This window comes from Massilia sp. PWRC2 (assembly GCF_049896725.1).
In the GTDB taxonomy this organism is placed as follows: Bacteria; Pseudomonadota; Gammaproteobacteria; order Burkholderiales; family Burkholderiaceae_D; genus JAFCUW01.
In genome coordinates, this window is sequence record NZ_JAFCUW010000006.1 from 72,272 (window position 1) to 97,684 (window position 25,413).

The window sequence follows — 25,413 nt, forward strand, 5'->3', positions numbered from 1 at the left end:
GCACAGCGACACGCTAACATGTGGCATTTTCTCCGAAGCATAATTTGGTTGGAAGCAAGATTGCCCACCAATATCAAAGCGAGTATGGAACTCCCGCCATTACAGCGAAGGAGAACCAGCATGCCCTTTCGATACCTTGGAGACTTACGCGCTCTTGATGGACACGAACTGTTCGGCAGGGGTGAATGCGTGGATATCATGAAGGCGCTGGTGCCGGGGTTAATCGGCGTCAGCACTCAACGGTGGAAGGCAGGGGCGATGGTAAAAGATTTGCCGAGCTTAGCGCGTGGAACGGCCATCGCTACCTTCACTAATGGTCTATCCCCAGCGCGAACACGGGTCAACACGCCGCCATATTCGTCGCACACGCCAGCGCAGGCAACTGGGTCGTCGATCAGTACCGCGCTTTGCATAAGGTGAAGCTTCGTCACATGGACGTGCCGCGTGAGCGGGCGCAGCGCCCGGATGGGCCCTGGCCAACTTCGAGCCGCAACCCGTTAGCTTTCGCCGTGATTGAATTATGACCGCCACACGACTAGTCCCCCTGATAGCCGTGGTCTGGGCCGCTGCCGGGGCCTTTGCCGCTGATATGACGGCACAGTGTCCCGGGATTATCCCCGTAACTACCATCAAGCCCGACAAGGCCGTGGCGGGGTGGACCACTGTGGTGCCGGGACCGATGCATCTACGGGGTGCTGGAATGCTGTCGGGTGCTCCTGAAACGAAGCGGTATCTGGTTCCCGACAAGGATGCAAAGGGAATCCAGACCTACCGAGTTGCCAGGGGCGACGGCGAACGCTGGGTTTGGTGCGACTACGGCGCGGTGGAACTGGCCCGAAAGCTCGATGACAGTGCCACCAGCTGCGTCGTTACCACGAAGATCAAGACGGCGGAACGGTTCGTCTCGGCTGTGGTGGCATGCAAATAGATGCCGCTATAAAAAGTAACGTCGCCACCGTCGTTCACAGCCCCAGCTGTCCGCCACACCGGGCCGAGCCGTTTCTGCCCATGCGCGCTAGCAGCCTGTCGGGCTTAGGGAGTCAGAGCGAGAAAATAGCTGGGCGAGGACAGATTTTGACGATTTCGCAGTGTCAATAGCGAGCTATTGACCGAGAAAGCGGCGCAATATGGCCCGTCCCAGGTATTTTTGCAGCTGACGATCCTAAGTCCGACAGGCTGCTAGTGCTTGCCAGCGGCAACATCACGCACAGCAGTGCCCAGTACCCTCACCGCATCTTCTTCGCTGATCGCAGCGAGTGCCTGATCGATCACCAGCGAGCGATCAAGGGGCCGGTGTAATGCATGCGCCGTAAGAAGATTGCGTATCGCATAGTACGCAAACAGTGCCGCAATCAGTGCCACAAACAGTGCCTTCTCCGGCAGCGCGACCTCGTCATCCTGCAGGGCCGCCAATGGCTCGCGATACAGGGCATCGAATGCTTGACCGTCCTGACCCGATTGCACCACGCCTACGGCGGCGCCGTCTTTCTTCGCTGCTATTAAAATGCCAATCGGCAACAAGTAGGGGATGCGCTCACACAACTAAGACGATGCAAATGGCGCCGGCCTGATCACGCGGACGGCAGCGCCACAGCGTCAATAATGGGGCGGCACCTCATGCGCCCCCGCCCCCGGCGTCGTTTGCGCCGCATTGCGCATGTGTTCGGCGAGCGCATTGACCATCGATTCGAGGTGGTCGATGCGACGGGTCTGCTGGTAGACCACGTCATTGAGGGCGTCGACCAGGTCTTCCTGGTGGGCCAGCTTGATTTCAATGGCCATAAAACGCTCGTCTGTACTCATGCGACTCTCCAGCAAAAACCGCCATTATGCGCGATCGCCCGCTGTCGCTGCGCTGTTGCTTAATTGCTACTTATGCGAGGCAGCGCACGGACTGTAAAAAATTTCCACTGCAGAATGTGCCCATGGAAATTATATCGAGCTCTTCCGGCCCCATTCCGCCGGATTATTCAGGCAGCGCCTCGGCGGCGACACCGCAACCGGGCCGGCCCGACTATTTGACGGCCCAGAAGGTGGAAGTGGGCATTATTTTGCAAGCCATGCTGGGTACCCAGGCGGCCGTCGAATACATGGCCAGCAATGCCATTAATCACGGCGTGGCCGCGCGCGTGCTCAACCAGCCGGAGAAGCGGCGCGGTCGCCACGACCAGCACGGCGTGCGCGTCTAAGGTTTAGTTTACCGGCGGCAGCGGTTTCGAGGTCGCCAGCAAGGCTTTCAGACTGGCCAGCCTGTCCTTCGGCGAAATGATTTCTGTCTCCATGGGCGCCGCGTTGCCGACGTCGAGCGCCATTTCCTTGATGAAGCGCGAGGGGTCGCAATGGACTTGCTCGCCCGCGCGCTTTCGCTGCTTGCACCAGGTGATCTGCAAGGTGCGCTGGGCCCGGGTGATGCCGACGTACATCAGCCTTCTCTCTTCCTGCACGCGGGCACCGATGGTTTCGACCGAGGCGTCGGGATCGCCCTTGTGCGGCAAGATGCCCTCTTCGACGCCAACCAGAAATACATGTGGAAATTCGAGACCCTTGGAGGCGTGCAGGGTCGACATGCGCACCGCGTCCGGCTCTTCGTCCTTGCCTTCCAACATCGTCATCAGGGCCACCATCTGGGTCAGTTCCAGCAGGTTTTTTTCGTCTCCCGACTTGTCCTTGCCACCGCAACCGCGCTCCTTGAGCCAGTTGGTAAATTCCATCACGTTTTGCCACTTGCTGGCGGCGGCGCGGTCGTCGAACATATCGTACAGATACGACTCGTAACTGATTTCTTTCATCATGTCGTCGAGCACGGCGGCGGCATTCTCGCCGCTGCCGGACGGTCCCGGCCGGCTGGCGCGCGATTCAAGGTTGTTGATGAAATTGCAGAATTCACGCAGGGGAATCAGCTGACGATCGGCCAGTTTCGCTTCGATCCCGCCCTTCAAGGCCGCCTCGAACAGCGAGCAGTTCCACTGTTTGGAAAAGGCCCCCAGCACTTCCAGCGTGGCCATGCCGACACCGCGCTTCGGCGTGGTGACGGCGCGAATAAACGCCGGGTCGTCGCCCTCGTTGGCGATCAGGCGCAGGTAACTGATGATGTCCTTGATTTCGGCCTTGTCGAAAAAACTTTGGCCGCCAGAAATCGTGTAGGGGATGCGCTCGCGCCGCAGCGACTGTTCGATCACGCGCGCCTGGTGGTTGCCGCGATACAAAATGGCGTAATCGGACCACTTGTTTTTGCGTTGAAAGCGGTCGGCCGAAATCATGATGGCGATTTGCTCGGCTTCCTGGTCGTCGTTCTGCATGCCCAGCACGCGGATGGGTTCGCCCAGGCCGTGCTCGGACCACAGCTTTTTGTCGAAAATCTTCGGGTTGTTGCCAATCACCGCATTGGCCGCCTGCAAGATGCGGGTGGTCGAGCGGTAATTTTGTTCCAGCTTGATCACTTTCAGGTCGGGAAAATCGAGGCCCAGCGTTTTCAGATTTTCCACCGAAGCGCCGCGCCAGGCATAAATGGCCTGGTCGTCGTCGCCGACCGCGGTGAACATGGGCTTTTTGTTAATCCCGGTGACCAGCAGCTTGACCAGCTCGTACTGGCAGGTATTGGTGTCCTGGTATTCGTCCATCAGCAAATAGCGCAGGCGGCGCTGCCACTTGTCGCGGATCGGATCGTTGTTTCTAAATAATTCGACAGGCAGGCGGATCAAATCGTCGAAATCGACCGCCTGGTAAGCCGACAGGGTCGCCACATAACTGCGAAACACCCGCGCAGCCTGCGCTTCATCTTCGTCGACGGCGTTGCGAATGGCGTCATCGGGCTCGACCAGGCCGTTCTTCCACAGCGAGATCGCATTCTGGATGCGGCGGATCAGCTGCTTGTCGGTGGTGATCGCCAGGTCCTGCACCAGGCCAAAGCAGTCATCGCTGTCCATGATGGAAAAGCGGTCTTTCAGGCCGACGCCGGCTGCTTCCTGGCGCAGGATTTTCACCCCCAGCGAGTGGAAGGTCGACACCGTCAGCTGCTTGGCCTGGCGCGGCTGCTTGAGCAGCTTGGCGATGCGCTCCTGCATTTCCAGGGCCGCCTTGTTGGTAAACGTCAGCGCGGCGATGGTACGCGGGTCGTAGCCGCGGTCTTCCACCAGGTGGGCGATCTTTTGCGTGATGACGCGGGTTTTGCCCGAGCCGGCACCGGCCAGCACCAGGCAGGGGCCGTCGAGGTAGATCACGGCTTCGCTCTGGGGAACGTTCAGGCCGAACTGGGGTGCGGAGGACATCGGGGCGCGCTTTGCAGGAAGTCAGCCGGTCATTGTACAGCGCGCCTGGCCGTGGTTTTCGCCAGCGCGATTTACCCGCGGGCCCAGCGCTTGCGTTACCATTCGCCCCTGACGCCGGCACCGATACGAGACTTCCCCATGAAATTTGAACACCTGATTGAAATTAACGATCCCCTCAACCCGCTGATCGACAGCCTGACCCGCGAGCAGCTGTGGCGCGGACTGGTGCTGCACGCGCAGTCGCCCAAGCTGTTCGTCGCCCACCTCGACGACTGCGCAATCAGCGCGCAAACGGCGGACGGCTTTCAGCGGCGCCGCCGCTTCGGCCAGTTAAGCATCGACGACCAGGTGTTTTTGACGCCGCTCGAAGAAGTGCGCTACGAAGTCCATGCACAGGGCGAGATCAGCGCGTCGAGCCTGCGGGTGACCATCGAGGCGCCCGCCGAACAGCTGCTGTTCGTGCGTTTCAGGTACGACGACGGGCACGACGCTGCCACCGACCAGGCCAACGCCATGTACGACGAATTTAAAAAATCGGCCTACCAGGAAGCCGATATCGATGCCATCCGCATCGTGCGCGAGCTGGCGGCGGCTGGACGGCTCGACACCAGCTACCTCAATTAGGCAGCCATCAGGTACCGGCAGCGACGCTGGGCGCGGCGATGTCGGCGGCGTCCCTGGCCAGCTCCGCGTGCAGGTGGCGCAGGGCCGTGCGCAAGCCCTCTTCCACCACCGGGTGATAAAAGGGCATCTCGAGCATCTGGTCGACCGTCATGCGGGCCTGGCAGGCCCACCCCAGCAGGTGGCCGATATGCTCGGCGCGCGGCCCCACCATTTCGGCGCCAATAAACCGCCCGGTGCCATATTCGCCGTACACCCGCAGCATGCCGTGATTTTGCAGCATGACGCGGCTGCGCCCCTGGTTTTCGAACGACACCATGCCGAGCGCAAAGCGCGGCTTGCCGGTGGCGCACAAGGTGCGATAACTGGCCCCCACCGTCATGATCTGCGGTTCGGTGAACGCCACCGTCAACGGCGCGCGGCGCAAGCCCGGGCGCACGTCCGGATAGCGGCCGGCATTGTCGCCGGCGATGCGGCCCTGGTCGGCCGCTTCGGCCAGCAACGGCAGTTCGTCATCGGCGTCACCGGCGATGAAGATATGGCTGTCGCCGCACTGCATGGTGCAGCGGTCGAACACCGGCACCCCTTCGGCATCGAGCGCCAGGCCTGTCGTTTCGATGCCGATGTCGTTGACGTTGGGGGTGCGGCCGGCGGCCACCAAAATCGTCTCGAACTGCTCGACCAGCTCGGCCTCGTCTTCTCCCATACCGGCGGCGGCGCGCGTGGTCAGTGCCACACCGCCCGTCGCCAGCGGGGCGACGCCAACGATGCGCTGGTTAAAACGCACATCGAGGCGATCGCCAAACACGGTTTTGGCGTCGGCCAGCACGATGGGATCGGTCAGCTGCGCGAGATTGCCGCCGCGCGCATAAAAACGCACGCGCACGCCCAGCCGCGCCATCGCCTGGCCCAGTTCAAGGCCAATCACGCCGGTGCCGATGACGGCCATCGAGGCCGGCAGATCGTCCAGTTCAAAGATATCGTCGCTGCTGATGATGGCGGCGCCGCCGCCATCGAGCAGGGGCAGGCGGGTGGGAGTCGAACCGGTGGCGATGACGAAGCGGTCGGCGCGGACGATGGTGTGATCGTCGACCTGCAACGCGCGCGGCCCGGTGAACCTGGCGTGGCCGCGCAGCTTGTCGGCATCGGCGATGGCGTCGACGCTATCGATGACGAAGCCGACGAAGCGGTCGCGCTCGCGCCGCACGCGCGCCATCACGGCGGGACCGTCGATGCGCTTGACGCCCGCATGGACGCCGAAGGCGGGCGCCAGCTCGAGCATGTGGGCAGCGTCGGCGGCGGCGATCAGCAATTTGCTGGGCATGCAGCCGACGCGCGCGCAGGTGGTGCCGTACGGTCCCCGTTCGATCAGCAGGGCGCGCTGGCCATGCGAGACGGCAGCGCGGTAGGCCGACAGGCCGGCGGTGCCGGTGCCGATGATGGCGACGTCAACGTCGATGGTGCGCATGGTGGTTCCTGTGGTGAAGGCCGCGATGTCGCATTCTAGCGCGCCGGCAGTCTAGATATCGAGCGGATCGACTTCGAGCGACCATTTGACCCGGCTTTTCATCTCGCGCAGCAAAGCCAGCCACTGCTTCAGAAACGCCTGCAGCGCCGGCCGCGAGGGCGATTCGACCAGCAGCTGGGCGCGGTCGACGTTGTGCACGCGCGTCATGGTCATCGGGATCGGATCGTTGATGGTGATGGCCGGATCGGCCAGGCAGTCGCGCGCCTGCTGCAAAAAATCGATGGCGGTGGCCAGCTCGGGCGCCTCGGCGCGCAATAGCGCCTGGTACATATACGGCGGCAGCGCGGCCTGGCGGCGTTCGCTCAGCAGGCTGTCGGCAAAACGGTCGTAATCGTGGTTGACCACCGCCCCGTACAGCGGGTGGCTGGCGTAGCGGGTCTGGATCAGCACTTCGCTGGGACTGCCCCCTTCGAGGCGGGCGGCGCGGCCGGCGCGGCCGGCCACCTGCATCAACTGGGCGAACAGGCGCTCGCTGGCGCGGTAATCCTGCGAGAACAGGGCGGTATCGGGATTGAGAATGCCGACCAGGGTCAGTTTTTTAAAATCGTGGCCCTTCGCCACCATCTGGGTGCCGATCAGGATATCGACGTCGCCGCGGTGCACGCTGTCGAACGCTTCCTGGGCGCTGCCCTTCCTGCGGGTGGAATCGGCATCGATGCGCAGGATGCGCGCCGCGGGGAACAGCAGCTGTAACCCTTCTTCGACACGCTGGGTGCCGCGTCCCAGCGGCGCGATATCGACATTGCCGCAGGTGGGGCAGTTGCGCGGGATGCGCAGCTCCAGGCTGCAGTGGTGGCAGCGCAGCCGGTGCTCCGGCTTGTGCAGCACCATGAACGAGGTGCAGCGGGTGCATTCGCTGATCCAGCCGCACGCTTCGCAGGTAATCACCGGAGAGTAGCCGCGCCGGTTCAAAAACAGCAGTGACTGTTCGCCGCGATCGAGGCGCTGGCGCAGCGCTGCCACCAGGTGCGAGGTCAGGCCATCTTTCGGTTTGTCGCGTTCCATGTCGAGCACTTTGACGCGTGGCAGTACGGCGTCGCGCACGGCGCGCTGGCGCAGTTCGAGCTTGCGGTAGCGCCCCGAGCCGGCGTGGTGCCAGCTCTCGAGCGATGGCGTGGCCGAACCGAGCACAATGGGAATGGCCAGCTGGCGCGCGCGCCACACGGCCAGGTCGCGCGCCGAATAGCGCAGCCCTTCCTGCTGTTTATACGAAGGGTCGTGCTCTTCATCGATGACGATCAGGCGCAACTGCGGCAGCGACGCCAGAATCGCCAGGCGGGTGCCGAGGATGATGCGCGCGCGGCCCTGGTGTGCGGCCAGCCAGTGCAGCATGCGCTCGCCCTCGGCCAGGCTGCTGTGCAGGGTGGCCAGCAGCAGGCCGGGAAAGCGTGCCCGGATATTGCCTTCCAGTTGCGGCGTCAGGTTGATTTCCGGGACCAGGATGAGGATCTGGGCCTCCGGCTCGCGCGCCAGCACAGCGGCGCAGGCTTGCAGATACACCTCGGTCTTGCCGCTGCCGGTGACGCCGTACAGCAGCAGCGGGGTAAAGCCGATGGCGCCGCCGATGGCGTCGGCGGCCGCCTGCTGCTCGGCGTTGAGGGGCGGCGCCGCAAACGGCGTGGTGTCGGCGACGTCGACATTCTTGGCCAGCTTCTTGATGGCGCGGTCGAGCGCCACCGTGCTCGACAGGCGCAGATTTTTCGGCAGCCCGGGCAGCGCCACTTCGCCCAGCGGACGCTGATAGTAATCGGCGGCGAAGGCGGCCAGCGCCAGCCACGCCGGCGACAGCGGCCCGAGCTGGCTGCGCACGGCCAGCGCGTCCTTGAGTTTGGCGGCAGGGACGGCGCTGTGCTGGCCGATGCCGACGATCAGCCCGACCACTTCGCGGCGGCCAAACGGCACCAGCACCAGCTGGCCGACCAGCGCTTCGGTGGCGGACTCGCACGGCCAGCGGTAATCGAAGCAGCTCGACAGGGGCGTGTCGAGCGCAACGGTGAGAATGCAAAATGGCATCAACGCTGGCCCGCGCCGCCGGCACCGTGCTCGGGTGTGGACAACTTTGTGGACAAAGCGCTGATGGTACCAAAGGAAAGTTTGTTGTTAATCAATGCAGGACACCCAGCAGCCAAAGTCAAAGAAAATTTAATGAATGAAATCAATCACTTGAAAAAAAGGCTTCAGAAAACAGTTTCGTCACTCTGTCAAGTTCGCTTTGTGCATAACTCGGCGGTTGGCGACGCCTGGTCCGTGCAGCAAGCGGTGTTTAATATCATGCGATGCAACATGGAGTTAATGTAAACCCTCACCATTTACGCTAAGTCCCAGTAAACCAAGGGGTTTCCGTATTTATCCACATCGCCTGTGGATAACTTTGTGGACAATACTGGAAAAACCCTGTTTTCCCTATGAGAGTGAAGCAGTGAATCATCCATTTCCCGAAGGAAAATATTTTTTATACTGTTTAAAATCAGTGACTTATAAAAAAATTGGCTGAAACAAACTATCCACATACGAAAAAACTGCTTGACGGACAATTTGTGAATAAGTGTGATTGTCTGGCCATCCGGACGGCGCCCAGGGCGCCTCCGGCGCTGTCCTAGACAGCCCGCTGGGCGCGGCTGAAGCGGTGCACCGCCTCGATCATGGCGCTGACCGACTCGGGCGGCGTGAATTGTGAAATACCGTGACCGAGATTAAATACGTGGCCGCCGCCGGCGGCCGGCGTGCCGTAACACATGAGGGCGCGTTCGACTTCGACGCGGATCTGCTCGGGCGAAGCGAACAGGATGGCTGGATCGAGATTGCCCTGCAGGGCGACCTTGTCGCCGACCAGCGCGCGCGCCTGGCCGAGGTTGACCGTCCAGTCAAGGCCAACGGCATCGGCGCCGATGGCGGCGATCTGCTCGAGCCACAGGCCGCCGCCCTTGGTGAATACCACTGCCGGCACCCGCACGCCATCCTTGTCGCGCTTGAGCTGGTCCATCACCTGGCGCATGTAAGCGAGCGAAAACGTCTGGTAAGCGCCATCGGCCAGCGCGCCGCCCCATGAATCGAAGATCATCACGGCCTGGGCGCCGGCATCGATTTGCGCATTGAGGTAAGCGGCCACGGCGCGCGCATTGATCGACAGGATGTGGTGCATCAGGTCGGGCCGGCTGTAGGCCATTTTCTTGATCGTGTGCCATTCCTTCGAGCCGGCCCCTTCGACCATATAGCAGGCCAGCGTCCACGGGCTGCCGGAAAAACCGATCAATGGCACCCGACCGCCGAGCGCATGGCGAATCTGCGTGACTGCCTTGAAGACGTAATCGAGCGAGTCCAGATCGGGCGCGCGCAGTTTGAGCACCGCTTCTTCGCTGCGCAGGGGACGCTCGAATTTCGGCCCCTCGCCATCGGCAAAGTACAGGCCCAGGCCCATGGCGTCAGGCACCGTGAGGATGTCGGAGAACAGGATGGCGGCATCGAGCGGATAGCGGTCGACCGGCTGCAGCGTCACTTCGGTGGCGTAATCAGGGTTTTTCGCCAGGCCGAGGAAAGAGCCGGCGCGCGCGCGGGTGGCGCGGTACTCGGGCAAATAGCGGCCCGCCTGGCGCATCAGCCAGACCGGCGTGTAGTCGGTGGGCTGGCGCAGCAGCGCGCGCAGGAAGGTGTCGTTGGAAAGCGTGGCAAATGGGGACATGGCAGGCGGCGGGAAGCGGGACGAAGCCGCTATTATGGCACTGTCCGGGTGCGCGGCGACGGTTCTGCCGGTGCCCCGTGCGCGCTGGCGAAGGCAGTGTCAAACGTGGCATACTCGGCGTTTTACCGCCTGCCTTCGCCGCCCGCCGCCATGACATCATCGTCCCTTCCCCAGCCTGCCCAACCGGGCGCCTGGCCGTCGCCCATCAGCGCCGCCAGCGTCGCCGCCGGCGCCACCCCGCTGTCACAGACGGCCATCGATGGCGTGGACGTCTACTGGCTCGCTGGCCGTGCCGGCGAAGGCGGCCGCAACACCCTGCTGCGCCAGCGCGGCGCCGATGGCGCTGCGATCACTGAACTGACGCCGGCCGGCGCCACGCCCTTCAATGTGCGCAGCCGCGTCCATGAATATGGCGGCGGTGCGCTGCTGGTCGATGGCGGCCTGGTGGTGTTTTCCCATTTCGCCGACAACCGCCTGTATGTGCTGCGCGATGGCCAGCCGGCGCAGCCGCTGGGCGAGGCCGGCAGCCGCCGCTATGCCGATTTTGTCCTCGACCGCGCGCGCGCGCGCCTGATCAGCGTGGTCGAAGACCATGCCGGCGCTGGCGAACCAGCCAACACGCTGTGCGCCATCGGCCTCGATGGCCGGCACACGGTCCTCATGAGCGGCAGCGATTTTTACGCCGCTCCGCGCCTGTCTGCCGACGGCAGCCAGCTGGCCTGGCTCAGCTGGATGCATCCACGCATGCCGTGGCAGGGCAGCGAACTGTGGCTGGCCGAGATCGACGCCGCTGGCAAGCTTGCCAACGCCCGCCTGGTGGCCGGCGGCAGCGATGAAGCGATCTGCCAGCCCGAATGGTCGCCCGCCGGCGTGCTGCATTTTGTCTCAGACCGCAGCGGCTGGTGGAATCTGTACCGCTTCGATGGCCGCGCTAGCGTCGCGCTGTGCCCGCGCGAGGCCGAATTCGGCGCCCCGCAATGGACCTTTGGGAATGCCATGTACGGCTTTCGCAGCGAGCACGAGATCGTCTGCACGTATATCGAGAACGGCATCAGTTACCTGGCGCAGCTGTCGGTCAGCGATGGCCGCCTGCACCCTATCGCCACCGTCTACCAGGACATCCGCGAATTGCGGGTCGCTGGCGACAGCGTCGTCTTCCTCGGTGGCGCGCCCACCATTGCCACCGAGCTGGTGCGCATGGACCTGGCAAGCGCCAACAGCGCCGTGCTGGCCACCTCGATGGCGGCGCTGCCGGCAGGCGCCAGCCGCGCCGATCTGTCGGTGCCGCACAGCGTCAGTTATCCAACCAGCGGCGCTCGCACTGCGCACGCCTTTTATTATCCGCCGCAAAACGCCCGCTACCAGGCGCCGGCCGGCGTCAAGCCGCCGCTGATGGTGATCGGCCACGGCGGCCCCACCAGCATGGCCACCAACACCTTAAAACTGGCAACGCAGTACTGGACCAGCCGCGGCTTCGCCGTCCTCGATGTCAACTACGGCGGCAGCAGCGGCTTTGGCCGCGCCTACCGCGACGCCCTGCACGGCCAGTGGGGCGTGGTCGACGTCGATGACTGCGTCGCCGGCGCCCGCTACCTGGCAGCGCAAGCGCTGGTCGATGGCGACCGCCTGGTGATCCGCGGTGGCAGCGCCGGCGGCCTGACGGTGCTGTGCGCGCTGGCCTTCCACGATGTTTTCAAGGCCGGCGCCAGCTATTATGGCGTGTCCGACCTGGCCGGCCTGGACGCCGATTCGCACAAATTCGAATCGCACTACACCGATTACCTGATCGCTGCCCAACCGGCGGCGCAGGCGCTGTACCTGGCGCGCTCGCCGATCCACCATGCCGATAAACTGCGCAGCCCAATGATCTTCTTCCAGGGGCTCGACGACAAGGTGGTGCCGCCGTCACAATCGGAAGTGATGGTCGACGCCCTGCGGCGCGCCGGCGTGCCGGTCGCTTACCTGACCTTCGCTGGCGAAGGCCATGGCTTTCGCCAGCGCGACACCATCGTGCGCACGCTGGAAGCGGAACTGTATTTTTATCTGCGTATTTTTGGCGTCACCCCGGCCGAACCGCTGGCGGTGGTCGCCATCGACAACCTGGCGCCGCCCGTATGACGGCAGGCAGTTCACAGGCGCGCCATGCCGCGCTGTCGGAGTCGCAACAACTGATATGCGCCCTGCTGGCACTGGCCGGCGAGCCGATGGGCAAGAGCCGCATCACCCTGCACTTTGCCGAGATGGGCATCGTCATCCCCGCCCTCACCCTCGACGGCGACCTCGCCCTGCTGCGCCAGATGGCGCTGATCAGCGAAGTGATCGGCCGCGGCTTTACGCTGGCGGCCGACGCCGTCTGGCCGGCGATCCGCGCGGCGCTCGCTGCCGACATGCTGCCGGCGCTGCGTCACTCGTACCAGAGAATCCTGCCACTGCGCACCAACTGGGAGGGTAATGTGGTGCTGCGCAGTTACCGCCAGGGCGTGGCGCTGCTGCGCATGGCCTTGGTCGGTGGCGATGACGCCAGCACGGTCACGCCGCTGCTAGAGGCGTGCCTGGCCTGCCACGAAGCGGGCTACTTGCACCCGCTGGTCGACATCGCCGGCGCGCCGTTCGAGCCCGAGCTGATCGAGCACATCCACCCGTCGGTGCGCGACGACGTCGTCGCCGTGCTGCTCGCGCACAGCCAGCACGAGCCGGCCCACGCGCGCGCGATCCGCGCCTGCGCCGAAGCGCTGGCGGCGCAGGCACGCGCCTCGATGCTGCTGCGGGTGGCGCTGACCGCCAACCTGATCGTCTGCGGCCGCCTTGATGACGCCAGCGCGCTGCTGGGCGCACTGGACGCCTCCTACGGCGTCATGTTCGACGCTGCCATTTCGCTGCTGCGTGGCGACGACGCCGCCGCCCTCGTCAAGTTTGAAGAAGCGCTTAAGCTGCGCCGCCGCGAGAGCGGCAAACGCAAGGCGATTTTTAGTGGGCTGGCTGGCCACCTGTACGTCGTCGCTCTGCTCAAGAGCGGCGCGCCGCACCACCTGAAACAGGCCGAGGCCTACCTGGAGATCGCCAACCGCGCCGGCCAAAGCCATGACAGCGCCGTCTATCAACAATTGAGCATGCTGCGGCAGATCCGCGCCGGCACCGTCGACCCCGACGTGCTGCCCACGCGCGCGTGGGAAAAGCAGATGCAGCCGGCGCTGTTTCGCGCCCTGCTGCACTGGTGGCTGGGAGCGCCGCTGACGGACAAGCGCGCGCAGCTCGAGCAGCTGTGCGAGGCGGCCAGCGAAGCGGGCTTCGACCTGATCGCCGCCCAGCTGGGCGCCCTGCTGGGCCATTTGAACGGCGCCGGCGCCGTCGCCCATGAGCAGCAGGCGATCACCCTGCGCCAGCGCCACCGCATCACCGACATGACGAGCTGGTTCGCGCGCGAAGAAGCGTGGCAGCGCCAGCTCAATGCCTTGATCAACCTGCAGCCCGCGGTCAATGTGGAAACGGTGCGCGAGTCGCGCCTGGTGTGGCTGATCGGCTATGCCGCCGACTGGGGCATCAACAGCATCGAGCCGCGCGAACAAAAGCGCGACAGCCAGGGTGGCTGGAGCCGCGGCCGCGCGGTCTCGCTGAAACGGCTGGCCGACGAAGCGGCGCAGATGGATTTTTTGACGGCTCAGGATGTGACGGTGATCGGCGCCATCGAAGGCTTCAAATACTATAGCCAGAGCGGCAGCCGCTATGAACTCGATACCGACAAGGCGGTGGCAGCATTGATCGGCCACCCGCTGCTGTTCTGGGTCGATGCCGCCGGCACCCGCGTCGAACTGCTGCCGGGCGAGCCGGAACTGCTGGTCAAGGCCAGTGCCGGCCAGGTCACCATTACCCTGCGCCCGTCCACCGTCGGCGCAGACGATGTATGCATCAGCCGCGAAGGACCGAACCGCCTGCGCGTGGTGCGGCTCACCGCCGAGCACCGCCGCGTCGGCGCCATCATCGGCAATGGCCTGGTAGTGCCGCTGGCGGCCGAGAAGCAGGTACTCAAGGCGATCAGCGCCATTTCCGCGATCGTCACCGTGCAGTCGGACATCGGCGGCAGCGATGGCGACCTCGAACAGGTGGTGGCTGACGCCCGTTTGCACGTGCACTTGCTGCCCTACCAGCAGGGTTTGCGCATGCAGGTGCTGGTGCGGCCGCTGCCCGGTGCCGGCGCCTATTACGCCCCCGGCAGCGGCGCTGACAGCGTGATCGCCGACCTCAATGGCGTGCGGGTCGAAGCCAAGCGCGACCTGAACGCCGAGCGCGACGCCGAGCGCACCCTGATCGGCGCCTGCCACAGCCTCGACGACGCCGAGGCCGAACATGGCGAATGGCTGCTCGGCCAACCGATTGCCTGCCTCGAACTGCTGACCGAACTGCAGGAGGTCGACCCCGCCAAGGTGCTGGTGGCGTGGCCTGAAGGCGAATCGTTCAGGGTCAGCAAAAAAGTCGAGGCGAGCGCGCTGCGCCTGTCGATCAAGCGCGACAAGGACTGGTTCGCCGCCGATGGCGAAGTGCAGATCGATGAGGCGCGCATCGTCGATTTGCGCGCCCTGCTCGACATGCTGCGCAGCAGCCGCGGGCGCTTTGTCGAGCTGGGCAACAACCAGTTCATGGCGCTGTCGAGCGAACTGCACCGCCGCCTGATGGAACTGGGCGCGTATGGCGAAGCGACCGCCGACGGCGTACGGGTGCACCCGCTGGCCAGCTTCGTGCTGGAAGAACTGGCGCACGACGCTGGCGCGGTGCAGGCCGACCGGCAGTGGCAGGCGCATTTAAAACGGCTGGCGTCGAGCACCGCCTTGACGCCGGCGCTGCCCTCGACCCTGCGCGCCGAGTTACGCGACTATCAGCTCGAAGGCTACCAGTGGCTGGCGCGGCTGGCCCACTGGGGCGTCGGCGCCTGCCTGGCCGACGACATGGGTCTCGGTAAAACGGTGCAGACGCTGGCGCTGCTGCTGCTGCGCGCACCGAACGGCCCGGCGCTGGTGGTGGCGCCCACTTCGGTGTGCATGAACTGGATGGCGGAAGCGGAAAAATTCGCCCCGACCCTGCGCATCAAACTGTTTGGCGGCGGCGGCGCCGGCGAGCGCACCGCCCTGCTGGACGGCGTCGAAGCGTTCGACCTCGTCATCGTCAGCTACGGCTTGCTGCAGCTGGCGGCGGCGCAGTTTGCCAAGGTGCGCTGGCACAGCGTGGTGCTCGACGAAGCGCAGGCGATCAAGAACACCGCCACCAAGCGCTCGCAGGCCGTGATGGCGCTGCAGGCCGATTTCAAGATGGTCGCTACCGGCACCCCGCTGGAAAATCACTTGGGCGAATTGTGGAACCTGTTCAGGTTTATCAATCCAGGCTTGCTGGGCAGTGCCGACCAGTTCAATTTGCGCTTTGCGGGACCGATCGAAAAAGCCCAGGACAAGCGCGCCGAACAGGGTGCGCGCACGCGTTTAAAACGCCTGATCCAGCCTTTTATTTTGCGACGGACCAAGGCGCAGGTACTGGCCGAGCTGCCGCCGCGCACCGAGATCGTGCTGCCGGTCGATCTGACGGCGCCCGAGACGGCGCTGTACGAATCGCTGCGGCGCGATGCGCTGGCGCGGCTGGCCGCGCTGGAACAGCCGCAACAGCAAAAATCGATCGAGATCCTCGCCGAGATGATGAAGCTGCGGCGCGCCTGCTGCAATCCGAACCTGGTGGCGCCCGAACTGCAGCTGGAAAGCGCCAAGCTCACTGCATTTGCCCGCCTGGTCGACGAGCTGCTGGAAAACCGCCACAAGGTGCTGGTGTTCAGCCAGTTCGTCGATCACCTGACCCTGATCCGCCGCCACCTCGATGAACAGGGCATCCGTTACCAGTACCTCGATGGCTCGACCCCGATGGCCGAGCGCAAGCGGCGGGTCGACGCCTTCCAGGGCGGCGATGGCGACCTGTTCCTCATCAGTCTGAAAGCGGGCGGTGTCGGCATCAATTTGACGGCGGCCGATTACGTCATCCACATGGACCCGTGGTGGAATCCGGCAGTGGAAGACCAGGCCTCCGACCGCGCCCACCGCATGGGCCAGTTGCGGCCGGTGACCATCTACCGGCTGGTGGCGCGCCACACCATCGAGGAAGGCATCGTCGAACTGCACAAGCACAAGCGCGATCTGGCCGACAGCCTGCTCGAAGGGGCCGACCTGGCGGCGCGCCTGTCGCCCACGGACATGCTGCGCATGCTCGAACAGGGACTGGCGTCATGAGCACGCTGGAACAGGCCGGTACGGCGCAGGTGGTCGGCTATAAATCGTGGCTGGCCTACAGCGTCACGCTGGTGCTGGCGGCGCTGCTGTTTTTCGTCGCCGTGCCGCTGGCCTTTCGCTGGGGCGATCTGGCGGCCGCGCTGGTGCTGGCGCTGGCGGCGCTGCTGGTGGCGTATCGCCTGGCCAGCAGCCGCAGCGTGGTGCTGTATTACGACGATGCCGGCATCTGGGTCTATCGGGGGGTGCTGCCATGGCGGCGGCGCGTGCTCGGTCTGCCATGGGGCGAGGTGGGTCAAGCGTCGTTCGAAGCGGGCTTCTGGAGCTGGGTGACGCGCTCGTGGACGGTGCAGGTCAGCCACCGCCACAGTCGCGTCAATGTGATTTTTCTGACCCATATTGGCGGCGGCAAGCGCGCCGTGGCGACGCTCAATGGCCGTCACCAGCAATGGCTGCAGACCCACGGTCAAGCTGACGATGCGCCGCTGGCAGGCAGGTGAGTCCCGCAGTGCGCCCCCAATGCGCCCCCAATGCGTCCAATTGTTACCATCGCGCGCAAGCGCTGCGATTGGTGCTAACCTGACGGCCGTCGCCCGCCTGGGCGGCGCGTATTGACAATCACGAGGTCACACAGAATGAACAAAAAGGTCGGCAGCAGGAAGCTGTGCACCAGCCAATTCGCGCTGGCACTGGTGCTGGCGGCGTTCGCGCTGACACCAGCGGCGGCCAAGCCGAAGCAAGCCACGGCCCACGGCAGCCACCCGGTGGCCAAGGGCGCCAAGGCAGCCAAATCACATACGGGCAAACTGGCCAAGGGGGCAAAAGGTATAAATGGTATAAAGGGTATAAAAAGTGCCAAGGGTGCCAAGGCTGCAACGGTGGCGCCCGCGGTGGCCGCTGCTGCTGCGCCGCTGGCCATTGCCATCACCAGCACGGCCGGCGAAAAACGTTCGGACCGCACGCTCGACTACAACGCCCAACAGTTCCTCAATGGCTTGTGGAAGCTCGATCCGGAAGCGGCGATCAGCGTCGGCAAATTCGATGGCGCCGCCGCCATGTCGATTCCAAACGCCGCCCTGCGCGCCCAGCAGCTCAGTTTTGCCGACGACTGGCTGGCCAGATTCGGCAAGATCGATGCGCGCGCGCTGTCGCCGCGCCAGCGCACCGACCTGGCGCTGTTGATCAACAAGGTACGCGCCGACAAATTCGCCCTGACTTCGCTGCGCGAATGGGAATGGAATCCATCGCTCTACAATATCGCCGAGCCGCTCGACCTGATCCTGTCGACCGATTATGCCGCCAAACCGCAGCGCCTGCGCACCCTGCTCAAGCGGCTGGCGCTGGTGCCGGCGTATTACCAGGCGGCCCAGGCCAGCATCGTCAACCCCACCCGCGAGCACACCGCGCTGGCGATTGCCCAGGCGCCCGGCACCCTGGTGGTGCTGGCCGATCTGGGCAAAGCAGCGCAAGAATCGATCTTGACGCCGCAGGAGAAGGCGATTTTTGAGCAGCGCATCGCCAACGCCGGCAGCGCCCTGCTGGGCTATGTCGACTTCCTCAGCACGCTCGACAAACAGCAGCAGACCAGCCGCAGCGCCCGCTCGTTCCGCCTTGGCAAAGAGCTGTACGACGCCAAGTTCGCCTACGACATCGGTTCGGCCAGCAGCGCCGAACAGACTTACCAGAAGGCATTGACGGCGCGTGAAGAACTGTTGACGCGCATGAGCGGCCTGGCCGACGAGCTGTGGACCAAGACCATGGGCAGCGCCGCCCGGCCGGCCGACCGCTACGCCAAAATCGGCATGGTGATCGACAAGCTGTCGCTCAATCACGTCGCCCGTGAAAATTTCGTCGCCGAGATCGGCCGCCAGATCCCCGTGCTGCAAGCCTGGGTCAGTTCGCACGACCTGCTCACGCTGGACCCGCGCCGCCCTCTCGAAGTGCGCGAGACGCCGTTGTATAAGCGCGGTATCGCCGGCGCCAGCATCGACGCCCCCGGCCCGTATCGTCCGCAAGACCGCACCTGGTACAACGTCACCCCGCTGACAGCGATGACGGCGGCCGAGGCCGAGAGCAGCCTGCGCGAGTACAACAACTGGATGCTACAGATTCTCAATATCCATGAGGCGGTGCCGGGCCATTACGCCCAGCTGGTGTATGCCAACAAGTCGCCGTCGCTGGTCAAGTCACTGTTTGGCAATGGCGCCATGGTCGAAGGCTGGGCCGTCTACGCCGAGCGCATGATGCTCGAATCGGGCTATGGCGAGAATGCAGCGGAAATGTGGCTGATGTACTGCAAGTGGAATCTGCGCAGCGTCACCAATACCATTCTCGATTACAGCGTGCACGTCAATGGCATGACGCAGCCGCAGGCGCTCGACCTGCTGGTGCGCCAGGCGTTTCAGACACCGGCCGAAGCGAATGAAAAATGGCGCCGCGTGCAACTGTCATCGGTGCAGCTGACCAGCTATTTCAGCGGCTACAGCGACATCATGGAATTGCGCGAGCAGCGAAAGCAGGCGCTGGGAGCGGCCTTCAACCTGAAGCAGTTTCACGAGCAGTTTCTCAGCTATGGCAATGCGCCGGTGAAGACGATTCGCGAGTTGATGCAGTAAATCGGGCGTGCCTGCGCCGTTCGGTCAGGCAAACCTGGGACTGGCCCCCCGCTGCAGGGGCTCGGCCCCATTTGTCCTGCACTGAACTGCATAGCAAGCTTGCGCAAATGTTACACTCGGTCGACCATGGGCGCGCACCTCGCACGCCGTTTCAACCAGGACGACCCCGATGTCTCAAACAGCACCCGTCAAAGCCAACTCTCCCGGCACCGTCCTCTTCGCCAGCCTGATCGGCACCACCATCGAGTTCTTCGACTTTTATATTTACGCGACCGCCGCCGTGCTGGTCTTTCCCAAGCTGTTCTTTCCGGCATCCGACGCCGCCGCTGCCACCTTGCAGTCGCTGGCCACCTTTGCGCTGGCCTTCCTGGCGCGGCCGATCGGCTCGGCCGTGTTCGGCCACTTCGGCGACCGCGTCGGCCGCAAGGCGACGCTGGTGGCAGCGCTGCTGACGATGGGCGTGTCGACCGTCGTCATCGGCATGCTGCCCACCTATGCGGCCATCGGCATGCTCGCGCCCCTGCTGCTGGCGCTGTGCCGCTTCGGCCAGGGACTCGGCCTCGGTGGCGAATGGGGCGGCGCGGTGCTGCTGGCGACCGAAAACGCGCCACCGGGCAAGCGTGCCTGGTATGGCATGTTTCCGCAACTGGGGGCGCCGATCGGCTTCTTCCTCTCGGGCGGCACTTTTTTGCTGCTCACCCAGGTGCTCACCGAAGCGGAGTTTTTTGCGTACGGCTGGCGCATCCCTTTCCTGTCGAGCGCGTTACTCGTCATCGTCGGCATGGTGGTGCGCCTAAAATTGACGGAAACGCCCGATTTTGCCCGCGTGCTGGCGAAGAACGAGCGCGTCAAGATCCCGGTTGTCACCGTGCTGCGCGATCACACCCGCGTGCTGGTACTGGGCACCCTGATCGCCCTGGCCACCTTCGTGCTGTTTTATTTGATGACCGTATTTACCCTCAGCTGGGGCACCAGCAAGCTGGGTTTTTCGCGCAAGGATTTTCTTGAGCTGCAGCTGTTCGCCGTGCTGTTTTTCGGTCTGACCATTCCCCTGTCGGCAGTGCTGGCCGACAAAAACGGCAGCCGCGCCACCATGATCTGGGTGTCGGCGGCGATTGCCGTGTTCGGCCTGGTTCTGGCGCCCCTGTTCGGCTCCGGCAGCACCTATACGGTGGCGTTGTTCCTGGCGCTGGGCCTGGGCCTGATGGGCATGACCTACGGTCCGCTGGGCACCCTGCTGTCCGAACTGTTCCCGGCCGAGGTGCGCTATACCGGCGCTTCGCTGACGTTTAATCTGGCCGGCATCCTCGGCGCCTCGCTGGCGCCGTATGCAGCCACCTGGCTGGCGACCCATTATGGCCTGGCATACGTCGGCTACTATCTGAGTGCGGCTGCGCTGATCAGCCTGGTCGCGCTGCTGCTGACCAGGAACACGCTCTAACCATCGCGCCATCGATGAACAAGGCCAGCTCGCGAGCTGGCCTTGTTCATTGATGCACCCTGCAGTGGCAGGATTACTTCGGCATCAGCACGCTGTCGATGACGTTGATCACGCCGTTCGACTGGTAGACATCATAGGTGCTGATGCTGGCGTGGCCCCCCATTTCATCGGTGATGGCGATGTTGTGCATGCCATTCATCATGAAGCTCAGTTTGCCGCCAGCGACGGTCGCCAGTTCGGCCTTGCCGCCACCCTTCTTGATGGCGTTCGACAGTGCCATGAAGTCGTATTTGCCGGCCACCACGTGGTAGGTCAGGATCTTGGTGAGCGTCGGCTTGCTTTCCGGCTTGACCAGGGTGTCGACGGTGCCGGCCGGCAGTTTGGCGAAGGCCGCATTGGTGGGCGCGAACACGGTGAACGGGCCCTTGCCCTTGAGGGTATCGACCAGGCCGGCGGCCTTGACAGCCGCGACCAGGGTGGTGTGATCGGCCGAATTGACGGCATTGTCGACGATGTCGCGCGAGGCCATCATGGCCTGGCCGCCGACCATGACGTCAGCGGCGAAAGTAAATGGGGCGGCCATCAGGGCGCCGGCGACGAATGCTGCAGAAATGATGCGTTTCATGTGGATCCTTGATTAAAGTAAGCAATGATTGTCAGTGTCACAGGAAGATATACGGCGCAGCCGGCCGCGCGGATTCAATTATTTGACAATTGATTGTGTGCAGCCGATGGTGCGCCGCCGATGGCCATGTGCATCCGCGCACAGCGGGCGTGCTGGCGCGCACCTCGAACTGGGCCGTTGTGTGGACTAGAATCAAGACGTTACTTTTTGTGATCTTTTGATTGTTCCTCACGGCGCCCCCAGAGCGAAAAGCCAGCGGCGCTGCTTTTACCCCCCTATAACGGAGACACCGTCATGACCCCTTCCATTCAAGCCGCAGCCCGCCAGTTCACTGGCGCCCTGCTGCTACTGTCGGCCTGCGCAAGCGCCCACGCCCAGCTGCAAGCCGGCCCCGGCGCCTGGAGCGCGCAACAAACCTGGGACGCCGACAGCGTCAACGGCGGCAGCCTGACCGGTTACTTTTATTGGCCGGCCAGCCAGCCACTGCTGGCCGGCAAGCGCGCGCTGGTGCTGGCGCTGCACGGCTGCACGCAAACGGCCACGGCCGACGTCATCGACACCGGTGGCGGCTTTAACTGGAAGACGGCGGCCGACCAGTATGGCGCCGTGGTACTGGCGCCGAATGCCACCGGCAATGTCTATTCGAACCATTGCTGGGACTATGCCAGTACCAACCACAACCGCACGTCCGGCCACGACGCCATCTTGATCAAGCTGATCAACCGATTTCTGGCCGATCCCAAATACGCCATCGATCCCAAGCAGATTTATGTGGCCGGCCTGTCGTCGGGCGGCGGCGAGACCATGGCGCTGGCCTGCCTGGCGCCCGATATTTTTGCCGGCGTCGGCATCAATGCCGGGCCGCCCCCGGGCACCACCACGGCGCAAATTGGCTTTGTGCCGTCCGGCTACACGGCAACCACGGCGGCGAACAATTGCAAGGCGCTGGCCGGCACCAATCAGGCGCAGTTCGCCACCCAGATCGCCGGCGTGGTGTGGGGCACCACCGATTACACCGTGGCCCAGGCGTATGGACCGATGGATGCAGCGGCCATGCGGCTGGCGTACGGCGGCAGCTTTACCCAGCAGGCGGCGGTGACGGTGCCGACCGGCGGCAGCGACATCCGCTACAAGGATGCCAACGGCAAGCTGCGTACCTCGGAGATGACCATCACCGGCATGGCGCACGCATGGCCGGCCGGCAGCGGCGGCCAGAACACCAATTATGTCGACGCCAGCCACGTCAACTATCCGGCCTTTATCATGGATTTCTGGTTCAAGAACAATCTGCGGGTGGCTGCCGTGGCGGCGCCGACGGTGAGCGCCTGCGCCGCCAGCGTGGCCGGCAGCACCGCCACCATCAGCGCCAGCGGCCAGGACAGCGCCGGGACAATCTCCAGCTACCAGGTGGTGTTGACGGGAGCGACGGCCGTCAATGATGCCGCCGCCGGCGCCGGCAGCAGCTTGAGCAAGGCGTACGCGCTGGCCAATGGCTATTACACGGGCACCGTCAGCGCCAGCGACAGCGGCACCGGACAAACCTCGGCCCCCTGCGCCATCGGCCAGTTCCTGGTCGGCACCGCGCCCGTCCTCCAGCCACCGGCAACACTGACGGCCGGTACGATTACTGCCAGCAGCATCGCGCTGTCATGGTCGGCAGCGAGCAACGCCACTGGCTACAACGTCTATCGCAATGGCAGCAAGCTCACGGCAACGCCGCTGACCGCCACCAGCTACCTCGCCAGCGCACTGGCAGCCAGCACCAGCTACAACTTCCAGGTGTCGTCGACCGGCGCCAGCGGCGAGAGCGCCCTGTCGGGCGTGCTGACGGCCACCACCGCGAACGGTTTTGTTTGTACGGCAAGCACGGCGAGCAACTACGCCCACGTGCAGGCCGGACGCGCGCATGACAGCGGCGGCTATGCACTGGCCAATGGTTCCAATCAAAACATGGGACTCGACAACCTGTTTTATACGGCCACGCTGGCGCAGACGGCGGCCGGGTATTTTGTGATTGGTAACTGCCCCTGAACCGAGCCGCTTCAGTTAGGCACACATGGAACGGGCACCTTTTCGGTGCCCGTTCCATTTCTCCTTCACTGGACGCCATGCGCGACAGCGCCGTTTTTATTGGGCACGTGAACCGCTGGCTTGAGCCGACACAAGCTGATGCGAGGCGCCATGGCTACGATTGGTGGTCATCAAAATCAGACCGCATTTCACCACGCTCTCCACGCCAAAGGACGTTGTCATGAAAGTCACTCACCTCCCGCTCGTGCTGCTCCCCCTGTTATTGCATGGCTGCGCCAACATGACACCCACCATCGGCGACAGCAGCGCCAAGACCATCGCCACCGGCGCCGCTGGTGGCGCCACTGCCACCAATGCGAATGCCCAGCTCGAGCGCTGCAGCCAGACCCTGGGCACCTTGACCATCGTCGAACAGGCCAACCAGCCGTGGCTCTACCAGTTCACCCAGGAATACCACATGCAAAGCACGGTGCCCCTGCTGCGCCTGATTATTCAGCAGTCGAACTGTTTTGCCGTGGTCGAACGGGGCCGTGCCTTGAACAACATGAAAGGGGAACGCGAATTGATGGCAGCGGGAGAATTGCGCAAGACCAGCAACCTGGGCAAGGGCCAGATGGTAGCGGCCGATTACACCGTCACCCCCTCGATCAGCTTTAGCGCACGCGGCACTGGCGGCATCGGCGCGCTGGTGGGCGGCATGCTCGGCGCGGTCGGTTCGGCAATCGGCGGCTCGATCAAGTCGAACGAAGCGTCGACCATGCTGCTGCTCACCGACAACCGCTCCGGCTTGCAGCTGGCGGCGGCCGAAGGCAGCGCCAAGAACTGGGATTACGGCGCCGTCGGCGCCCTGTTCGGTGGCGGCGTTGCCGCCGGCAGCGGCTACAGCAATACGCCGCAGGGCAAGGTGCTGAACGCTTCTTTCATGGATTCATACAACCAGCTGGTGCGGGCAGTGCGCAACTACCAGGCCCAGTCAGTCGAAGGGGGCCTGGGCAACGGCGGCCTGCTCAACACCAACTAGGCGTAGGCATTCGGCAAGCGCGATCAGGCCGCTTCTTCCGGCGTCCTAGTCGCCCGGGCAAAGGCGGGCGCGGCCAGCAGGCCCAGTTCAAACAGCAGGCACATGGGAATGGCCAGCGACAGCTGGCTGACGACGTCGGGCGGCGTCACCACGGCGGCAATCACAAACGCCCCGACCACCGCGTAGGGGCGGATTTCCTTGAGCTTTTCGACGCTGACGATGTTCATCCGTACCAGGATCACCACCACCACGGGCACCTCGAAGGTGGCGCCAAAGGCCAGGCACATTGACATGACGAAATCGAGGTAATTTTCGATATCGGGCATGACGGCGATCGAGCTGGGCGCGAAGTTGCTGATAAAACTGAACACGCGGCCAAACACAAAGAAATAGCAAAACGCCACGCCGCCGATGAACAGCAGCGACGACGACACCACCAGCGGCAGCACCAGCTTTTTTTCGTGGGCATACAGGCCGGGGGCGACGAACGCCCACACCTGGTAAAACACCCACGGCAGCGAAATGATAAACGCGATCAACAGCGTCACCTTCATCGGCACCAGGAACGGCGCGATGACGCCGGTGGCGATCATTTTGGCGCCCACCGGCAGCGAAGCGATCATCGGACTGGCGATGAAATCATAGATGGCGGCAGGTCCCGGCCAGAAGAACAGGCCGGCGCAAACGATGGCCACGCCGATGACGGCCTTGATCAGGCGGTCGCGCAGTTCAAACAGGTGGGAGATGAAGGTTTCTTCGCCCTCGGCTTTGTCGGTCATTAGAAGAAGCTGGATGAGGTGGAAGCGGTGGTGGCGCGCGGGCGGTATTTTTTGACCCGTGCGGCGCCCGACATGAGGTGCATCTTGCCGCCGTTGCGTTGCTTGTACCAGCCGGGAATGGCCGAGTTGCGCGTCAGTTTCTTGCGGCGGAAGTCGCGCGCCTTGCGCTCGAGGTCGGCAACGCTGGCGGTGGGATTGCCAAACGTCGCCGGGTGCCCGCGCCAGGCCGCCTCGACATCGTCGACCGATGAGTGAATGGTACTTTGGACTTCAGTGCGGATCGCTTCGGCCGTATCGACGACTTCCTTGCGCAGACTGCGCAATTCTTCCAGTTCGATTTCGCGGCTCACTTCCGACTTGATGTCGTGCAGATAACGCTGGGCGCGGCCGTACAGGGTCCCGGCCATCCGCGCCACCTTGGGCAGCTTTTCGGGACCGATGACGATCAGCGCGACGACGCCGATGATGGCGATTTTAGAAAGACCGAGATCGATCATGGAGGGGCCGGTTCAGCCGATCCGGCCTGCAGGCACAGCACTGCAGGCGGC

General features: G+C 63.9%; 20 protein-coding genes and 1 pseudogene. 12 read left to right on the plus strand and 9 right to left on the minus strand.

Features of this window, described 5'->3' with window-relative positions; all coding sequences use genetic code 11:
* Positions 1-120: 120 nt before the first annotated feature.
* Positions 121-524, plus strand: a pseudogene (locus tag ACP7BZ_RS13270) (BPSL0067 family protein).
* Positions 521-928 carry an STY0301 family protein gene (locus ACP7BZ_RS13275; RefSeq protein ID WP_426113843.1) on the plus strand — a complete coding sequence of 136 codons (408 nt, stop codon included), beginning with the start codon at positions 521-523 and terminating at the stop codon, positions 926-928. The pseudogene ACP7BZ_RS13270 and the gene ACP7BZ_RS13275 overlap by 4 nt, the downstream one beginning before the upstream one ends.
* A 251-nt stretch (positions 929-1,179) precedes the next feature.
* Here ACP7BZ_RS13275 and ACP7BZ_RS13280 read toward each other — a convergent pair whose 3' ends face one another.
* Complete coding sequence (locus tag ACP7BZ_RS13280) at positions 1,180-1,521, minus strand: hypothetical protein (RefSeq protein ID WP_426113845.1); 342 nt, start codon at positions 1,519-1,521, stop codon at positions 1,180-1,182.
* Between the two features lie 75 nt (positions 1,522-1,596).
* On the minus strand, positions 1,597-1,803 hold the full coding sequence (locus ACP7BZ_RS13285) for a SlyX family protein (RefSeq protein ID WP_426113847.1): 207 nt from the start codon (positions 1,801-1,803) through the stop codon (positions 1,597-1,599).
* 122 nt (positions 1,804-1,925) lie between these two features.
* Between ACP7BZ_RS13285 and ACP7BZ_RS13290 the strand changes: the two genes are divergently transcribed.
* Positions 1,926-2,189 carry a hypothetical protein gene (locus ACP7BZ_RS13290; RefSeq protein ID WP_426113849.1) on the plus strand — a complete coding sequence of 88 codons (264 nt, stop codon included), beginning with the start codon at positions 1,926-1,928 and terminating at the stop codon, positions 2,187-2,189.
* 3 nt (positions 2,190-2,192) lie between these two features.
* Here the strand turns inward: ACP7BZ_RS13290 and ACP7BZ_RS13295 are convergent, their stop codons facing one another.
* Entirely contained in the window at positions 2,193-4,268 is a 2,076-nt protein-coding gene (locus tag ACP7BZ_RS13295) for a UvrD-helicase domain-containing protein (protein ID WP_426113851.1), read from the minus strand.
* Between the two features lie 138 nt (positions 4,269-4,406).
* Here ACP7BZ_RS13295 and ACP7BZ_RS13300 point away from each other — a divergent pair, with 138 nt between their 5' ends.
* Positions 4,407-4,892: an AtaL-like protein gene (locus tag ACP7BZ_RS13300; RefSeq protein WP_426113853.1), complete on the plus strand. Its 486-nt coding sequence runs from the start codon at positions 4,407-4,409 to the stop codon at positions 4,890-4,892.
* A 7-nt stretch (positions 4,893-4,899) separates the two neighbouring features.
* On the opposite strand, the gene ACP7BZ_RS13305 is transcribed toward ACP7BZ_RS13300, so the two are convergent.
* Together ACP7BZ_RS13305 and ACP7BZ_RS13310 are read right to left on the minus strand one after the other, a co-directional pair.
* Positions 4,900-6,357, minus strand: a complete 1,458-nt coding sequence (locus ACP7BZ_RS13305) for a dihydrolipoyl dehydrogenase (protein WP_426113855.1) — start codon at positions 6,355-6,357, stop codon at positions 4,900-4,902.
* Positions 6,358-6,408: 51 nt separating this feature from the next.
* Positions 6,409-8,430 (minus strand): primosomal protein N', encoded by a 2,022-nt coding sequence (locus ACP7BZ_RS13310; protein ID WP_426113857.1) that lies wholly within the window; start codon positions 8,428-8,430, stop codon positions 6,409-6,411.
* 48 nt (positions 8,431-8,478) lie between these two features.
* On the opposite strand from ACP7BZ_RS13310, the gene ACP7BZ_RS13315 reads away from it, so the two are divergent.
* A complete protein-coding gene (locus tag ACP7BZ_RS13315; RefSeq protein WP_426113858.1) occupies positions 8,479-8,715 on the plus strand; it encodes a hypothetical protein in 237 nt (78 codons plus the stop codon).
* Between the two features lie 298 nt (positions 8,716-9,013).
* Here the strand turns inward: ACP7BZ_RS13315 and hemE are convergent, their stop codons facing one another.
* Positions 9,014-10,096 carry a uroporphyrinogen decarboxylase gene (gene hemE / locus ACP7BZ_RS13320; protein WP_426113860.1) on the minus strand — a complete coding sequence of 361 codons (1,083 nt, stop codon included), beginning with the start codon at positions 10,094-10,096 and terminating at the stop codon, positions 9,014-9,016.
* Between the two features lie 150 nt (positions 10,097-10,246).
* On the opposite strand from hemE, the gene ACP7BZ_RS13325 reads away from it, so the two are divergent.
* The 5 genes from ACP7BZ_RS13325 (at position 10,247) to ACP7BZ_RS13345 (ending at position 20,409) form a co-directional block, all read left to right on the plus strand.
* Positions 10,247-12,214, plus strand: a complete 1,968-nt coding sequence (locus ACP7BZ_RS13325; protein ID WP_426113862.1) for a prolyl oligopeptidase family serine peptidase — start codon at positions 10,247-10,249, stop codon at positions 12,212-12,214.
* Positions 12,211-16,356 carry an SNF2-related protein gene (locus ACP7BZ_RS13330; RefSeq protein ID WP_426113864.1) on the plus strand — a complete coding sequence of 1,382 codons (4,146 nt, stop codon included), beginning with the start codon at positions 12,211-12,213 and terminating at the stop codon, positions 16,354-16,356. The genes ACP7BZ_RS13325 and ACP7BZ_RS13330 overlap by 4 nt, the downstream gene beginning before the upstream one ends.
* Positions 16,353-16,853, plus strand: a complete 501-nt coding sequence (locus ACP7BZ_RS13335) for a hypothetical protein (protein WP_426113866.1) — start codon at positions 16,353-16,355, stop codon at positions 16,851-16,853. The genes ACP7BZ_RS13330 and ACP7BZ_RS13335 overlap by 4 nt, the downstream gene beginning before the upstream one ends.
* A 135-nt stretch (positions 16,854-16,988) precedes the next feature.
* A complete protein-coding gene (locus ACP7BZ_RS13340; RefSeq protein WP_426113868.1) occupies positions 16,989-18,968 on the plus strand; it encodes a DUF885 domain-containing protein in 1,980 nt (659 codons plus the stop codon).
* 169 nt (positions 18,969-19,137) lie between these two features.
* Complete coding sequence (locus tag ACP7BZ_RS13345) at positions 19,138-20,409, plus strand: MFS transporter (protein ID WP_426113870.1); 1,272 nt, start codon at positions 19,138-19,140, stop codon at positions 20,407-20,409.
* Between the two features lie 73 nt (positions 20,410-20,482).
* Here ACP7BZ_RS13345 and ACP7BZ_RS13350 read toward each other — a convergent pair whose 3' ends face one another.
* Positions 20,483-21,034, minus strand: a complete 552-nt coding sequence (locus ACP7BZ_RS13350) for a fasciclin domain-containing protein (protein WP_426113871.1) — start codon at positions 21,032-21,034, stop codon at positions 20,483-20,485.
* A 294-nt stretch (positions 21,035-21,328) separates the two neighbouring features.
* Here ACP7BZ_RS13350 and ACP7BZ_RS13355 point away from each other — a divergent pair, with 294 nt between their 5' ends.
* Both ACP7BZ_RS13355 and ACP7BZ_RS13360 read left to right on the plus strand, forming a co-directional pair.
* Positions 21,329-23,065: an extracellular catalytic domain type 1 short-chain-length polyhydroxyalkanoate depolymerase gene (locus ACP7BZ_RS13355; RefSeq protein ID WP_426113873.1), complete on the plus strand. Its 1,737-nt coding sequence runs from the start codon at positions 21,329-21,331 to the stop codon at positions 23,063-23,065.
* Between the two features lie 220 nt (positions 23,066-23,285).
* Positions 23,286-24,086: a CsgG/HfaB family protein gene (locus tag ACP7BZ_RS13360; protein ID WP_426113875.1), complete on the plus strand. Its 801-nt coding sequence runs from the start codon at positions 23,286-23,288 to the stop codon at positions 24,084-24,086.
* 23 nt (positions 24,087-24,109) lie between these two features.
* On the opposite strand, the gene tatC is transcribed toward ACP7BZ_RS13360, so the two are convergent.
* The gene (gene tatC / locus ACP7BZ_RS13365; RefSeq protein WP_426113877.1) at positions 24,110-24,865 is read right to left on the minus strand and encodes a twin-arginine translocase subunit TatC; all 756 of its coding nucleotides are present in this window, start codon (positions 24,863-24,865) and stop codon (positions 24,110-24,112) included.
* Complete coding sequence (gene tatB, locus ACP7BZ_RS13370) at positions 24,865-25,362, minus strand: Sec-independent protein translocase protein TatB (RefSeq protein WP_426113879.1); 498 nt, start codon at positions 25,360-25,362, stop codon at positions 24,865-24,867. Before tatB ends, tatC begins: the two co-directional genes overlap by 1 nt.
* Between the last annotated feature and the right edge of the window lie 51 nt (positions 25,363-25,413).